Source organism: Mycobacterium lentiflavum (assembly GCF_022374895.2).
In the GTDB taxonomy this organism is placed as follows: domain Bacteria; phylum Actinomycetota; class Actinomycetes; order Mycobacteriales; family Mycobacteriaceae; genus Mycobacterium; species Mycobacterium lentiflavum.
This window is the reverse complement of record NZ_CP092423.2, coordinates 5,428,679-5,443,467: the sequence shown is the minus strand read 5'-3', so window position 1 is coordinate 5,443,467 and position 14,789 is coordinate 5,428,679. Positions and strand designations below refer to the sequence as shown.

16 protein-coding genes are annotated in these 14,789 nt (G+C 65.5%); 12 read left to right on the top strand and 4 right to left on the bottom strand.

Annotated elements, in window-relative coordinates; genetic code table 11:
* The first annotated feature begins 85 nt into the window (after positions 1–85).
* The 11 genes from MJO58_RS25370 (at position 86) to MJO58_RS25320 (ending at position 10,357) form a co-directional block, all read left to right on the top strand.
* Positions 86–997: a Rossmann-like and DUF2520 domain-containing protein gene (locus MJO58_RS25370; RefSeq protein WP_239721361.1), complete on the top strand. Its 912-nt coding sequence runs from the start codon at positions 86–88 to the stop codon at positions 995–997.
* Positions 998–1,002: 5 nt separating this feature from the next.
* The gene (gene panC / locus MJO58_RS25365; RefSeq protein ID WP_239723443.1) at positions 1,003–1,932 is read left to right on the top strand and encodes a pantoate--beta-alanine ligase; all 930 of its coding nucleotides are present in this window, start codon (positions 1,003–1,005) and stop codon (positions 1,930–1,932) included.
* A complete protein-coding gene (panD, locus tag MJO58_RS25360; RefSeq protein ID WP_239721360.1) occupies positions 1,932–2,387 on the top strand; it encodes an aspartate 1-decarboxylase in 456 nt (151 codons plus the stop codon). The genes panC and panD overlap by 1 nt, the downstream gene beginning before the upstream one ends.
* A 2-nt stretch (positions 2,388–2,389) precedes the next feature.
* Positions 2,390–3,205, top strand: coding sequence for a type III pantothenate kinase (locus MJO58_RS25355; protein WP_239721359.1), 816 nt, complete (start codon positions 2,390–2,392; stop codon positions 3,203–3,205).
* A 121-nt stretch (positions 3,206–3,326) separates the two neighbouring features.
* On the top strand, positions 3,327–4,835 hold the full coding sequence (lysS, locus tag MJO58_RS25350; RefSeq protein WP_090607366.1) for a lysine--tRNA ligase: 1,509 nt from the start codon (positions 3,327–3,329) through the stop codon (positions 4,833–4,835).
* A 120-nt stretch (positions 4,836–4,955) separates the two neighbouring features.
* Entirely contained in the window at positions 4,956–5,294 is a 339-nt protein-coding gene (gene lsr2 / locus MJO58_RS25345; RefSeq protein ID WP_025736770.1) for a histone-like nucleoid-structuring protein Lsr2, read from the top strand.
* 308 nt (positions 5,295–5,602) lie between these two features.
* The gene (gene clpC1 / locus MJO58_RS25340; protein ID WP_239721358.1) at positions 5,603–8,137 is read left to right on the top strand and encodes an ATP-dependent protease ATP-binding subunit ClpC; all 2,535 of its coding nucleotides are present in this window, start codon (positions 5,603–5,605) and stop codon (positions 8,135–8,137) included.
* A 132-nt stretch (positions 8,138–8,269) separates the two neighbouring features.
* Positions 8,270–8,650, top strand: a complete 381-nt coding sequence (locus MJO58_RS25335; RefSeq protein WP_090607361.1) for a YbjQ family protein — start codon at positions 8,270–8,272, stop codon at positions 8,648–8,650.
* Positions 8,651–8,804: 154 nt separating this feature from the next.
* Positions 8,805–9,014 (top strand): CbtB domain-containing protein, encoded by a 210-nt coding sequence (locus MJO58_RS25330; protein ID WP_090607359.1) that lies wholly within the window; start codon positions 8,805–8,807, stop codon positions 9,012–9,014.
* A 6-nt stretch (positions 9,015–9,020) separates the two neighbouring features.
* A complete protein-coding gene (locus MJO58_RS25325; protein WP_090607356.1) occupies positions 9,021–9,812 on the top strand; it encodes a CbtA family protein in 792 nt (263 codons plus the stop codon).
* A complete protein-coding gene (locus tag MJO58_RS25320) occupies positions 9,809–10,357 on the top strand; it encodes a histidine phosphatase family protein (protein ID WP_239721357.1) in 549 nt (182 codons plus the stop codon). The genes MJO58_RS25325 and MJO58_RS25320 overlap by 4 nt, the downstream gene beginning before the upstream one ends.
* A gap of 260 nt (positions 10,358–10,617) precedes the next feature.
* Here the strand turns inward: MJO58_RS25320 and MJO58_RS25315 are convergent, their stop codons facing one another.
* The 3 genes from MJO58_RS25315 to mhuD are packed head-to-tail and all read right to left on the bottom strand — an operon-like array spanning position 10,618 to position 13,087.
* Positions 10,618–11,382: a hypothetical protein gene (locus MJO58_RS25315; protein WP_239721356.1), complete on the bottom strand. Its 765-nt coding sequence runs from the start codon at positions 11,380–11,382 to the stop codon at positions 10,618–10,620.
* Positions 11,383–11,409: 27 nt separating this feature from the next.
* Positions 11,410–12,804 carry a serine hydrolase gene (locus MJO58_RS25310; protein WP_434086272.1) on the bottom strand — a complete coding sequence of 465 codons (1,395 nt, stop codon included), beginning with the start codon at positions 12,802–12,804 and terminating at the stop codon, positions 11,410–11,412.
* Positions 12,767–13,087 carry a mycobilin-forming heme oxygenase MhuD gene (mhuD, locus tag MJO58_RS25305; RefSeq protein ID WP_090607347.1) on the bottom strand — a complete coding sequence of 107 codons (321 nt, stop codon included), beginning with the start codon at positions 13,085–13,087 and terminating at the stop codon, positions 12,767–12,769. The genes MJO58_RS25310 and mhuD overlap by 38 nt, the downstream gene beginning before the upstream one ends.
* Before the next feature lie 64 nt (positions 13,088–13,151).
* On the opposite strand from mhuD, the gene MJO58_RS25300 reads away from it, so the two are divergent.
* Complete coding sequence (locus MJO58_RS25300) at positions 13,152–13,907, top strand: alpha/beta fold hydrolase (protein ID WP_090607344.1); 756 nt, start codon at positions 13,152–13,154, stop codon at positions 13,905–13,907.
* Here the strand turns inward: MJO58_RS25300 and MJO58_RS25295 are convergent.
* Entirely contained in the window at positions 13,890–14,777 is an 888-nt protein-coding gene (locus MJO58_RS25295; RefSeq protein WP_239721355.1) for an HhH-GPD family protein, read from the bottom strand. The two genes, MJO58_RS25300 and MJO58_RS25295, sit on opposite strands and share 18 nt — an antisense overlap.
* Positions 14,778–14,789: the final 12 nt, after the last annotated feature.

Sequence of the window (14,789 nt, the reverse complement as noted above, 5' to 3'; positions counted from 1 at the left end):
GCGAATCGATTAGAGTCTTGGTGACCGTCCGGTACCCATTAGCTGGGACTGGAACGAACGAATCAACACTGTGAGGTCGTCTGCGATGGAGCAGTTCGACGGTTTGCGCCCGGCCAGGCTCAAGGTAGGGATCATTTCGGCCGGCCGGGTGGGTACCGCCTTGGGTGTCGCGCTGGAGCGTGCTGAGCACGTCGTGGTGGCGTGCAGTGCGATCTCCCACGCATCGCGGCAGCGGGCGGCCCACCGACTGCCCGACACCACGGTAGCCGCACCGCCCGACGTGGCCACGGCGGCCGAACTGCTGCTGTTGGCCGTTCCCGACAGCGAACTCGCCGGCCTGGTGTCCGGGTTGGCCGCCACCTCCGCGGTGCGGCCCGGGACGATCGTCGTGCACACATCGGGAGCCAACGGGGTCGGCATTCTGGCGCCGCTGACGCAGCACGGCTGCATACCGCTGGCGATTCACCCGGCGATGACCTTCACCGGCTCCGACGAGGACATCAGCCGGCTACCCGATACCTGCTTCGGCATCACCGCGGCCGACGAGGTCGGCCAGGCGATCGGGCAGTCGCTGGTGCTGGAGATGGGCGGCGAGCCGTTTTGCGTCCCCGAGCAGGCGCGCGTCCTCTATCACGCCGCACTGGCCCACGCCGGCAACCACATCGTCGCGGTGCTGGCCGACGCGCTCGACGCGTTGCGTGCCGCGCTGCACGGCAGCGAACTGCTCGGGCAACAAACCATCGACGAGCAGCCGGGGGGCCTCGCCGAACGCATCGTCGGCCCACTGGCCCGGGCGGCGCTGGAGAACACACTGCAGCGCGGGCAGGCCGCACTCACCGGTCCGGTCGCCCGCGGTGACGCCGCCGCGGTCGCCGACCATCTGCGCGCGCTCACCCAGGTAGACCCGGAACTGGCCCAGGCCTACCGGGTGAATGCCCTGCGCACCGCGCAGCGCGCCCACGCTCCCGAGGCCGTCGTCGAGGTGCTGGTCCGATGAACGCGATGACGGTCCGGCCACCGGTCTTCAAAAGGGGCGAACTCAACGTCTACTCGTCGCCGCGCGAGGTGTCGGACGTCAGCCGGGCGCTGCGCCACACCGGCCGCCGGGTGATGTTGGTGCCGACGATGGGCGCACTGCACGACGGGCATCTGGCCCTGGTACGCGCAACTAAGCGGGTGCCCGGTTCGGTGGTGGCGGTTTCGATCTTCGTGAATCCGTTGCAGTTCGGTGCCGGCGAGGACCTCGATGCCTACCCGCGCACGCTCGACGCCGACCTGGCGCTGCTGCGCGGCGAAGGCGTCGAGATCGTGTTCGCCCCGACCGCCGACGCGATGTATCCCGACGGCATGCGCACCACCGTGGCGCCCGGGCCGTTGGCCGGTGAGCTCGAAGGTGCATCGCGGCCAACGCATTTCGCGGGAATGCTAACGGTGGTGTGCAAGCTGCTGCAGATCGTGCACCCGGACCGTGCGTTCTTCGGCGAGAAGGATTACCAGCAACTGGTGCTGATCCGGCAGATGGTCGCCGACTTGAACATCGACGTGCAGATCGTCGGTGTGCCGATCGTCCGGGAACCCGACGGGCTGGCCATGTCGTCGCGTAATCGCTACCTCGATACCGAGCAGCGTGAACTGGCCGTGGTGCTTTCGGCGGCGCTGACGGCCGGGGCGCACGCGGCCACGCATGGTGTCCAGGCCGCGCTGGAAGCGGCCCGCGCGGTGCTCGACGCCGCACCCGCAGTCGTGCTCGACTACCTGGTGCTGCGCAGCCCGGAGCTGGGGCCGGATCCCGTCGATGGAGCCGGCCGGCTGCTGGTCGCCGCGCGGCTCGGCACCACGAGACTGCTGGACAACATTGCAATCCAAATCGGTAATCTCGCCGGCACCCCTGGGGGGCCGGACGGGCATGTTGAATCACCTTGGAGGAACTGATGTTTCGCACGATGCTGAAATCGAAGATCCACCGCGCCACGGTCACGCAGGCTGATCTGCACTACGTCGGCTCGGTGACGATCGACGCCGACCTGATGGACGCGGCCGACCTGCTCGAAGGCGAGCAGGTGACGATCGTCGACATCGACAACGGCGCCCGCCTCGTCACCTACGCGATCACCGGCGAGCGTGGCACCGGCATCATCGGAATCAATGGTGCGGCAGCACATCTCGTGCACCCCGGCGACCTGGTGATCCTGATCGCCTACGGTACGATGGACGACGCCGAGGCACGCGCCTACCAGCCGCGCATTGTCTTCGTCGACGCCGACAACAAGCAGATCGACCTGGGTAGCGATCCGGCATTCGTGCCCGACTTCGAAACACTCGGAGCGGCCGAATTGCTCCCCGCCCGCGGGCGGTACCCTCACAATCCCCGGATCGGCGCGCGTTAATCGTGCTGCTGGCGATCGACGTCCGAAACACGCACACCGTCGTCGGGCTGCTGTCCGGCGCCAAGGAGCACGCAAAAGTCGTGCAGCAGTGGCGGATCCGCACCGAATCCGAGGTCACCGCGGACGAACTGGCGCTGACCATCGACGGCCTGATCGGCGACGACTCCGAGCGGTTGACCGGGGCCGTGGCGCTGTCCACCGTCCCGTCGGTGCTGCACGAGGTGCGCGTCATGCTCGACCAGTACTGGCCGTCGGTGCCGCACGTGCTGATAGAGCCCGGCGTGCGGACCGGGATACCGCTGCTCGTCGACAATCCGAAGGAAGTGGGCGCCGACCGGATCGTCAACTGCCTGGCGGCCTTTCAGAAATTCGGGAAGCCCTGCATCGTCGTCGACTTCGGATCGTCGATCTGTGTTGACGTGGTGTCGGCCAAGGGTGAGTTCCTCGGCGGCGCCATCGCGCCCGGGATTCAGGTCTCCTCGGATGCCGCCGCGGCCCGCTCTGCCGCGCTGCGCCGGGTCGAGTTGTCCCGGCCCCGGTCGGTGGTTGGCAAGAACACCGTCGAGTGCATGCAGGCCGGCGCGGTGTTCGGTTTCGCCGGACTGGTCGACGGCCTGGTGGCGCGCATCCGCGAAGATGTCGACGGCTTCTCCGGCGACGACGTGGTGGTGGTGGCGACCGGCCACACCGCGCCGCTGCTGCTGTCCGAGCTGCAGACCGTCGCCCACTACGACCAGCACCTGACGCTGCAGGGGCTGCGGCTGGTCTTCGAGCGCAACCGCGACGCGCAGCGCGGCCGGCTCAAGACCGCACGCTGACTCTCGCGTGCGTCCGCGGCGGCGACCCGCAGTGATAGCCCGTGGCCACACAGTCGAAGCCATCGGCGCACTCTCGACGCCTGCGGCGGACCCGCCGCGATGTCATTTAAGCTGGCACGTCGTGAGTGCCGCCGATCAAGACCTTCCCGAGCAATTCCGGATTCGACGGGATAAGCGTGCTCGGCTGCTGGCCGAGGGGCTCGACCCCTACCCGGTGGCCATCGAACGCACCCACACGCTGGCTCAGGTCCGCTCCGCATACCCCGACCTGGCGGTCGACACCGCGACTGACGACATCGTCGGTGTGGCAGGACGGGTCATATTCGCGCGCAATTCCGGCAAATTGTGTTTTGCGACGCTGCAAGACGGTGACGGCGCCACGCTGCAGGTAATGATCAGCCTGGACAAGGTCGGCCAAGATTCGCTGGACGCGTGGAAAGCCGACGTCGACCTCGGTGACATCGTCTACGTGCATGGCAACGTGATCAGCTCGCGACGCGGCGAATTGTCCGTCCTCGCCGATTCCTGGCGGATCGCAGCCAAGTCACTGCGGCCGCTGCCCGTCGCGCATAAGGACATGAGCGAGGAATCGCGGGTGCGGCAGCGTTATGTCGACCTGATCGTGCGCCCCCAAGCGCGCGAGGTGGCCAGGCAGCGAATCGCCGTTGTCCGCGCCATACGCAACGCACTGGAACGGCGCGGGTTTCTCGAAGTCGAAACGCCAATCTTGCAGACACTGGCCGGTGGCGCCGCCGCTCGGCCGTTCATCACGCATTCCAATGCGCTCGACATCGATCTCTACCTGAGGATCGCGCCGGAACTGTTCCTCAAGCGATGCATCGTCGGTGGATTCGACAAGGTCTTCGAGCTAAATCGCGTGTTCAGAAACGAAGGTTCTGATTCAACACATTCTCCGGAATTCTCGATGTTGGAGACCTACCAGACGTACGGGACCTATGACGATTCGGCACTCGTCACGCGAGAGCTTATTCAAGAGGTGGCCGACGAGGCGATCGGTACCCGACAACTCCCGTTGCCAGACGGCAGCGTCTACGACATAGACGGAGAATGGGCGTCGATAGAAATGTATCCGTCGCTGTCTGCGGCACTCGGTGAAGAGATCACACCGCAGACCTCGGTGGAGCGGCTATGGGACATCGCGGACCGGCTCGGCCCGGACTTCCCGGAGATACCCACCGACCGCGGCTACGGACACGGAAAGCTCGTCGAGGAACTGTGGGAGCACGCGGTGGGTAATACGCTGACCGCGCCGACGTTCGTCAAGGATTTCCCTGTCGAGACAACACCTTTGACTCGCCAGCATCGCAGCATCCCAGGTGTGACCGAGAAGTGGGATCTCTATGTGCGCGGAGTGGAGCTGGCCACCGGGTACTCGGAATTAAACGATCCGGTCGTCCAGCGCGAACGATTTGCCGAACAAGCGCGCGCCGCGGCGGCCGGCGACGACGAGGCCATGCTGCTTGATGAAGATTTTCTCGCGGCACTGGAGTATGGGATGCCGCCAACCACCGGAACGGGAATGGGTATCGACCGGTTGTTGATGACTTTGACCGGCCTGTCAATTAGAGAGACAGTTTTGTTCCCGATTGTTCGACCGCACTCCAGCTGAAAGCCGAACACACTGTGTTGCGCTCAGATTGAGTATGCTGCTTCCATATGGCAGATTAGTGACCGGGGAGTGGGTCCAAACTGCCCAGCAACTGCTCAGGAAGAACGCGAGGGTAAGCTAATGGCGAAAAAAGTCACCGTCACCTTGGTTGATGATTTCGACGGTGCAGGTGCCGCCGACGAAACCGTCGAATTCGGGCTTGACGGGGTGACCTATGAGATTGATCTTTCAACGAAGAATGCGGCGAAACTCCGCGGTGATCTGAAACAGTGGGTGGCAGCCGGCCGCCGCGTCGGGGGTCGTCGTCGGGGGCGTTCCGGTTCTGGCCGCGGCCGCGGGGCGATCGACCGCGAGCAGAGCGCTGCGATCCGCGAATGGGCCCGCCGAAATGGACACAACGTGTCGACGCGCGGCCGCATCCCGGCGGACGTGATCGACGCATTCCACGCGGCCACCTGACAAAGCGTTAACCGGCGCCCGGTCGCAAAGGCCTGGGCGCCGGTTTGCGTTTTCGCTGGCGGCGAAACGATCATCGGCGCTCGGGGGAAACGATTTTATGGTTAATCTCGTTTCTCCAGCTATGGCTCGGTCGCACGGGGGATTCCTCGCCACGGAGCCGACCAGGCCCGAACGGCAAGGCACCGCAAGGTTAGAACCCCGAGGGGCCGACCATTACAGTGGACACCAGGTACGCGTCGCGGCCCCTGTGCCGACAGAGTCTTTAGCGAGATGAAGTACCGATGGTGAGGGAGAGCAGGTAACCACCGATGTTCGAAAGATTTACTGACCGTGCCCGCAGGGTGGTCGTCCTGGCCCAAGAAGAGGCCCGGATGCTCAACCACAACTACATCGGCACCGAGCACATCCTGCTGGGTCTGATTCACGAAGGTGAAGGCGTCGCCGCGAAGTCGCTGGAGTCGCTGGGTATCTCGCTCGAAGGTGTCCGCAGCCAGGTCGAGGAGATCATCGGCCAGGGCCAGCAGGCCCCGTCCGGGCACATCCCTTTCACCCCGCGTGCCAAGAAGGTTCTCGAGCTGAGCCTGCGCGAGGCGCTGCAGCTCGGCCACAACTACATCGGCACCGAGCACATCCTGCTCGGCCTGATCCGGGAGGGCGAGGGCGTTGCCGCCCAGGTGCTCGTGAAGCTCGGCGCCGAGCTGACCCGGGTGCGCCAACAGGTGATTCAGCTGCTCAGCGGCTACCAGGGCAAGGAGGCCGCCGAGGCCGGGACCGGTGGCCGCGGCGGCGAGTCGGGCAGCCCGTCCACGTCGTTGGTGCTCGACCAGTTCGGGCGCAACCTGACGGCTGCCGCGATGGAAGGCAAGCTGGACCCCGTCATCGGCCGCGAGAAGGAAATCGAGCGGGTGATGCAGGTGTTGAGCCGGCGCACCAAGAACAACCCGGTGCTGATCGGCGAGCCCGGCGTCGGCAAGACCGCCGTGGTCGAGGGCCTGGCGCAGGCCATCGTGCACGGCGAGGTGCCCGAGACGCTGAAGGACAAGCAGCTCTACACCCTCGACCTGGGATCGCTGGTCGCCGGCAGCCGTTACCGCGGTGACTTCGAAGAACGCCTGAAGAAGGTGCTCAAAGAGATCAACACCCGCGGCGACATCATCCTGTTCATCGACGAGCTGCACACGCTGGTGGGTGCCGGGGCCGCCGAGGGCGCGATCGATGCCGCGTCGATCCTGAAGCCGAAGCTGGCCCGTGGCGAGCTGCAGACAATCGGCGCCACCACCCTCGACGAGTACCGCAAGTACATCGAGAAGGACGCCGCCCTGGAGCGCCGCTTCCAGCCGGTGCAGGTGGGCGAGCCGACGGTGGAGCACACCATCGAGATCCTCAAGGGCCTGCGCGACCGCTACGAGGCGCACCACCGGGTTTCGATCACCGATTCCGCGATGGTTGCGGCCGCCACACTGGCCGACCGCTACATCAACGACCGGTTCCTGCCGGACAAGGCGATCGACCTGATCGACGAGGCGGGCGCCCGGATGCGCATCCGCCGGATGACCGCGCCGCCAGACCTGCGCGAGTTCGACGAGAAGATCGCCGAGGCACGCCGGGAGAAGGAATCGGCGATCGACGCACAGGACTTCGAGAAGGCCGCCAGTCTGCGCGACCGGGAGAAGCAACTGGTCGCCCAGCGGACCGAGCGCGAAAAGCAGTGGCGTTCAGGTGATCTCGATGTGGTCGCCGAGGTCGACGACGAGCAGATCGCCGAGGTGTTGGGTAACTGGACCGGCATCCCGGTGTTCAAACTCACCGAGGCGGAGACCACCCGCCTACTGCGCATGGAAGACGAGCTGCACAAGCGGATCATCGGCCAGGTGGATGCGGTCAAGGCTGTCTCCAAGGCGATCCGCCGCACCCGCGCCGGGTTGAAGGACCCCAAGCGCCCGTCCGGTTCGTTCATCTTCGCCGGCCCCTCCGGTGTCGGTAAGACCGAGCTGTCCAAGGCGCTGGCCAACTTCCTGTTCGGCGACGACGACGCGCTCATCCAGATCGACATGGGCGAGTTCCACGACCGGTTCACCGCGTCGCGGTTGTTCGGCGCCCCGCCGGGCTACGTCGGCTACGAGGAGGGTGGTCAGCTCACCGAGAAGGTGCGCCGCAAGCCGTTCTCCGTGGTGCTGTTCGACGAGATCGAGAAGGCACACCAGGAGATCTACAACAGCCTGTTGCAGGTCCTCGAGGATGGCCGGCTCACCGACGGGCAGGGTCGCACGGTCGACTTCAAGAACACCGTGCTGATCTTCACGTCCAACCTCGGTACGTCGGACATCTCCAAGCCGGTCGGCCTGGGCTTCACCCAGGGCGGCGGGGAGAACGACTACGAGCGGATGAAGCAGAAGGTCAACGACGAGCTGAAGAAACACTTCCGCCCGGAGTTCCTGAACCGTATCGACGACATCATCGTCTTCCACCAGCTGACTCGCGACGAGATCATCCAGATGGTGGACCTGATGATCGAGCGCGTCGGCAAGCAGCTCAAGACCAAGGACATGGCTCTGGAGCTGACCGACAAGGCCAAGTCGTTGCTGGCCAAGCGCGGCTTCGACCCGGTGCTGGGTGCTCGCCCGCTGCGGCGCACCATCCAGCGCGAGATCGAGGACCAGCTGTCGGAGAAGATCCTCTTCGACGAGGTCGGACCCGGACAGGTCGTCACCGTCGACGTGGACAACTGGGACGGCGAAGGCACCGGCGAGGACGCGGTCTTCACATTCACCGGAACGCGTAAGCCGCCGGCCGAGCCGGAGCTGCAGAAGGCCGGAGCGCACGCCGCGCCCGAGAACCAGTAGCACTACAGCAAACGGGTGGCGTGGCGATCGCGAGCGCGGCGGAGCCGCGCGAAGCAGGTTGCCACAATCGGTCTAGTCTCTGACCGGACCAACCACCCGTTTTGCTGTGCCGAGTGCTAAAGGGGCTTACCTGTGCTGATCGTCACCACGAATGACCTGCCGGGCTGGGAGATTCGACGCGTCTGCGGCGAAGTGTTCGGCCTGACGGTCCGATCGCGAAATGCGTTCTCCCAGATGGGCGCGGGCTTCAAGGCCATGTTCGGCGGGGAGCTGGCCGGGATGACCAAGAACTTGGCCGAAAGCCGCAACGAGGCGATGGGCCGGCTGATCTCGGAGGCGCGCAACCGCGGCGGCAACGCGATCATCGCGATGCGATTCGACACCACCGAGATCGGCGACGTCTGGACCGAGATCTGCGCCTACGGCACGGCCGTGGAGGCGGTGCCGGTCACGGACGGGGCGAAGTACACGGCCAGCCAGCTCGGCTACGGTGGCGGCCCCGCGCAGCAGTGATTGTTTGCTCCATCGTCCAGTCCGTTTAGACTGACGACTGTTCCGATGGGTAACGGAATCCTGGTGAAATTCCAGAACGGTCGCGCCACTGTAGAAAGTCAGACCCGGAACCCGTCACCGAAATGGGACGCGTCATTCCCAGAAGGAGTCAACAGTGTCCAGTTCCGAGACGACCGGTGCCCGCTCGATTGATTTGTCGGCGGCACGTGCCGCGCTCTGGTTGGCGGCAACCGCCTTCCTGGCGTTGTTGGCTCTTTACTTCGTCGGTGTCGATCAGGGCGCGGTGTCGCTGTTCGGCAGCGACACGCATGTGCATGAATTCGTGCACGATGCGCGCCATCTCCTCGGCTTCCCCTGCCACTGACCCGGCGTGGAGAAGCGTCTGATCGGACGCGGGCTGCTGGCGGGCGCAATCGGCGCCGTGCTGGCATTCATATTCGCCCGTGTGTGTGCCGAACCCGTCATTTCCCGCGCGATCGAATTTGAGGACGGTCGAACTGACGCCGAGAACGCCCACGGCGTGCACGAACATGGCGCCGAGCTGTTCACTCGTGGCGTGCAGGCCAACCCAGGGCTGGGTTTCGGGGTGCTGATCTTCGGTCTGGCGATGGGCGCATTGTTCGCGGTGCTGTTCTGCGTCTTGCATGCCCGCGCGCAAAGCCCTGCACCACGCCGGCTTTCGCTGCTTCTGGCGGCCGGTGCGTTCGTGGCGGTGTACCTGGTCCCCTTCGTGAAATATCCCCCGAATCCACCGGCCGTCGGCCAGTCCGACACGATCGGGATGCGCACGGCCTGGTACCTGACGATGGTGCTGGTCTCGGTGGTGCTGGCGGTTGCGGCGGTTTGGCTGGCTCGGTCGTTGACCGACCGGTTCGGCGCGTGGAATGGACGGCTGCTCGCCGCCGGGGCTTACCTGGTGGCCGTCGCGGTGGTGATGGTGTTGTTACCCGCGGTCGACGAGACGCCCGAACCGTTGCGCGACGCCTCGGGTGCGATCGTCTATCCCGGCTTTCCCGCGGATGTCCTCTACGAATTCAGGTTGCTGTCGCTGGGCACGCAGTTGTTGCTCTGGGTGACCATCGGCTTGGTCTTCGCGACGCTGGCGGGGCGGTTGCTGGGAGAGCGCACCGAGAGCGGACGGGTAGCGAGCACCGTCGCGTGACGGAGGTCGTGCGGCTGGCAATGGTGTCGCACGCTATGACCGATGCGATGGCGGCCGTGCGTTTTCCGGCCGACGAGCCGCTTAGTGATATCGGTCGTCGACAGGCCGAAGCCGCTGCGGGCCTTGATATTCGCGGCGCTCGCCAGCTGGCTGGCCCCGAAATGCGGGTCCGGCAAACCGCGCAGTTGCTGGGCCTGGATGCCACGACCGAGCCGCGGCTGGCCGATCTCGATTGCGGGATATGGCGTGGGCAGACCCTCGAGGGTGTCCCCGCGGCCGACCGCGAGGCGTGGCTGAGTGATCCGGCTGCGTCGCCGCACGGCGGCGAGTCCATCGTCGACCTGATTGACCGCGTGGGTGGATGGCTGGATTCCTTGGCCAACAACACCTTACGGGTGGTGGCGGTCACCCATCCAGCGATCATCCGGGCGGCAATCGTCATCACCCTTGGCGTTGCACCGACATCGTTTTGGCGCATCGACATCGCGCCGCTGAGCTGCATCGCCATAAACTTTCGCGAAAATCGTTGGACACTAAGGATGTAATGCGTCCTGCGCGTTATTCGGCCACGCGGCTTAACGGAACTCGATAGCGCATATGCTGTCAAATTCGTAAGCCTCTTAGGCCCGAGAGCCAATCGGGGCCTGGCGACGGGGCACGGATCGACGCCCCTCACCAACACCCAACTAGCTTGGCAATAAGGATCGTATTCAGCCTGAAATATGTTGAAGTATAGCTACTTTCGTGTGCGTGCTGGATCAATTTCGGCCAAGTCTGTTCGCGCCTTGCTGCATTTCCGCGTAAGTCACCCAGGGTCAATCGGGGCCGGCGCCCGCGTGAATTCCGATTTCGGTGGCTCGTGCAGCCAGGCGGTGGACACCGAGGACCAGTCCCCGACGCTGGCATAGGGTCCGGTCTGGCTGTGCACGTGGCCGGACCCATCGGCACTGCTGAACGGGGTGGTCGAGATCTGGGGATGGGCCAGCAACAATCCCGTGGGCGACAGGTGTACCGCATCCCAGGACTGCGCGATCGCCGGCCAATCCGGGTACTTGCAGCCGTTCGCCGCAACGGTGTTGGAATCGATCAAATCGGCCCAGTCACGGGCCGACTCGATCCGGGCGACGCGAACGCGTGCGATGTCGAAATATATTTCCCAGCGCGGCATTTCGCGCCTCAAGTTCTCGCCGCAGAGGGTCCACGAGTCCTCGTCTGCGGTGACCGGGGTAGACGTCCAGAACGCCCCATCGGGCAACGCGCTCAAAGGATTCCGGTTGCGGACGTTCGGTGCGCGCAACGTGCCCAGCGTTCCCTGATGGATCTGCGGCGAGTCGAACGTGGGGAGCGCCGTCAGGGCCGCGAGCGATACGGCGTCGAGCTGGCGAAGCTCAGAATCGTTCACGTCGAAATCGGCGACGTCGAGACAACCACCGGAATACAGGTACCTGCCCACCGCCGAGGCCGCGGCCCTGATCAGGTGCTCGGGCGTGTCGAAGCCGCCAGATAACCACATGTCCCGGATGAACAGGCGCCCCGGAAACGTATCCAGTAGCGATTCGCGGATGCGCACGGTCGTTGGACGCTGCGGCTGCAGGGATTACTGCGGCGCGACCAGCGCGAAAGTCTTCTTGGCCACTCCCAGCATCCAGCCGGTCACCTTCGGCCCATGGTCACGCGGCCAGTTCAGCTGGAAACTGACCACCCACGGTTGCTGCGTCTTGTCGACGGCGTACCAGCTGAAGGTCAGATCGCCCGGTAGCCCACCGGCTTTCGCGCCGATGTACGGCCACACGTTTCGGTCCAGCTGGATACCCGACACGGCCGACAGGATCTGCTTGACGGGTGCGGCTTCGCCGACGGCGTCGGCCTGCAGCGCGGCATGAACCCGGCAGATGTCCTCGGCGCTGCCATACCACTCCACCCCGGAGGCCGAGGCGGGAGTGTGGGCGCGCGCCGGATCAGGTTGGTAGGGAGCGGAATTCGCCTGCGCCAGCAGCTGGGCGCGGACCTGCGGGGTCGCGTTCTGCCACTGGCTGCGCAGATCCGGTTCGCCCCAGCCGATCGAGAACAGCTCGTACATCGTGGGGAACGGGGTCATGCTGGCCGGATCGTGATGGCCGGCCGAGGCGAGCGCGGATTCGATGGCGTGCTTGCCCATTCTTTCGATCAGCAAGTCGGTGGCCATGTTGTCGCTGTTGGCGATCATCTTCGCGGCCGCGGTGCGCACCGAGACATGGTCGCCGGGAGCAAGTCCCAGGCCCGAAGAGCCCACCGCCTTGCTCTTGTCGGTAACGGTCAGCTGTTCGTCCCAGGACACCGTGTGGTTGCGCACCGCGCCGGCCAGGGCGTGCAGCACGTACAACTTGAAAATCGATGCCAGCGGCAGAGATTCGACGGTATTGGTCCCCATCACGGGATCGCAGTGGCCCGGAACGGACTTGTCGACCTTGGCGACCTGATAGGAGTACCGCGCGCCGGTCTTGCTCAGCGTCGCATCGATGTCATGCCACGAGGTGATCGTCGGCGCCATCGTGTCGAGCTCGAATCGATCAACCCGGCCGATGTCATCGGTGTGGATCCGGATGTCTTGGCGCGCGCCGTAGGACGAGGTGAGGTGCAGCGTGGCGACACTGGCGCTGATGTCGACCCCGTCCAGGGTGAAGGGACGATCCCACCAAAGTTCTTCCATGGTCTTTTCGACCGAGTCCACCTCGTCGGGCGCGGCAAGCGTGCGCACTCCGATCGGGCCGATCGGCCAGTCGGAATTGAGCATGTCGACGGTCTGCTGGGCCCGCAGTCCCGGAGGTGTCCGGGTGTCGATCGCTCGTCCCGGATTGGCCGCGTTTGCCTGCGGTGACGGCGAAGACGAGCAACCCGGAGCCAGAGTCGCCACGAGTGCCGCGGCCGCCGTCACGGCCAACACGCGCTGTCCTGCGGGACCCAGCCTGTGCAGCCTATTCAGACGGCTTGCTCCCCGCGACGTCCATGACAACCTCGAATTCCAGCAGCGACGCCCCGGTCGCCACCGGGTTGGCGCGCTGACCAGCATGGGCTTCGACGGCGGGCCCACTCGCCCACGCCTGGAATGCTTCATCGGACTCCCAGTGTGTCACGACGAAGTAGCGGTTCTCGCCCTTCACCGGACGCAGCAGCTGAAAGCCGAGGAAGCCGGGCTGGTTGTCCACCGCATGGGCGCGATGGGCGAAGCGCTTTTCCAGCTCAGGACCAGCGTCGGCGGGCACTTCAATTGCGTTGATCTTCACCACTGGCGGCATGTTCGCTAGGCTACCCCGCACCCTGGCCTGTCCGGCTGACGGGCGGGCCACGCAAGATGGTGCTATGCCCACCGATCTGTTGACTTGCCGGGGCGGGCAAGGCGAGCCGTTGATATTGGTCCACGGCCTGATGGGCCGTGGCACCACCTGGTCGCGCCAGCTGCCGTGGCTGACCCGGCTGGGCACCGTCTACACCTACGATGCGCCGTGGCATCGGGGCCGCGACGTCGAGGACCCGTACCCGATCAGCACCGAACGCTTCGTGGCCGACCTCGCCGATGCGGTAACCACATTGGAGACGCCGGTGCGGCTGGTGGGACATTCGATGGGGGCACTGCACTCCTGGTGCCTGGCCGCACAGCGCCCCGAATTGGTGTCGGCCCTGGTCCTCGAGGACATGGCGCCCGACTTTCGCGGCCGTACCACCGGTCCGTGGGAGCCATGGCTGCACGCGCTTCCGGTCGAATTCGACACTGCCGAACGGGTTTACAACGAGTTCGGTCCGGTCGCCGGCCGCTACTTCCTGGAAGCCTTCGACCATACCGACACCGGTTGGCGGTTACACGGTCACACCGCGCGATGGATCGAGATCGCCGCCGAATGGGGCACCCGGGACTACTGGGAGCACTGGCTCGCGGTCCGCGTGCCGGCGCTGCTGCTCGAGGCAGGCAATTCCGTCACTCCGCCCGGCCAGATGCGCGATATGTACGAAAAACATTCGGCGGCAACATATTTAGCAATTCCCGAAGCCGGCCATCTGATTCACGACGAAGCGCCGCAGGTCTACCGTGAAGCGGTCGAACTATTCCTCGCCGGCTAGCCCGAACCGGCCGTCGCTGGTCTGCGTCACCAGGCCATCGGCAAGGAGCGAATACAGCGCTCGGTCGCGTTGGGCGGTATCGGTGAGCCACGCCACGTCCAGCTCTGCCCGGCTTACTGGAGAATCCTTGGCGCGCAATACATCCAACAACCGTCCGCGAACTTGGCGATCCGTTCCGGCGTACGTCTGAATGCGGCGGGCTGGCGGCCCCTGTGCGGGAGGAAAGCCGGCCTGCCGCCACGCGCAGCGCTCAAGCGGGCACAGCCCGCAGCGCGGTGTGCGCGCAACGCACACCGTGGCGCCCAGTTCCATCAGTGCTACCGAAAACTGCGGCGCCGTGGCGTCTTGCGGCAATAGCGCCGCGACGTCGGCAAGGTCGCGGGTGGCCGACGCCGCAGCGGCGTCGGCCAGGCCGTGCACGGCTCGGGCGACCACCCGTCGCACATTGGTGTCCACCACCGGCACCCGCTTGCGGTAGGCGAAGCACGCCACGGCTCGCGCCGTGTAGGTGCCGATACCCGGTAATTCCAGCAGGGTTTCGACGTCGTCGGGAACGACGTCGCCGTGATCGCGCGCAATGACGATCGCGCATTCGTGCAAGCGCTTGGCCCGTCGCGGGTAGCCCAGCTTGCCCCAGGCCCGCAGCACGTCGGCCGCACTGGCCGCGGCGGTCGCCGACGGGGTGGGCCAGCGCCGTACCCAGTCCGTCCAGATCGGCAGCACCCGGGCCACCGGCGTCTGTTGCAGCATGAATTCGCTGACCAGGATCTGCCACGCGTCCACACCCGGTTCCCGCCAGGGCAGATCACGGCGTGAGCGTTCGTACCAACCCAGAAGTTCACTCGCCGGGATTTGCCCCTGGCTAGTCATCGGTGCCCTCGG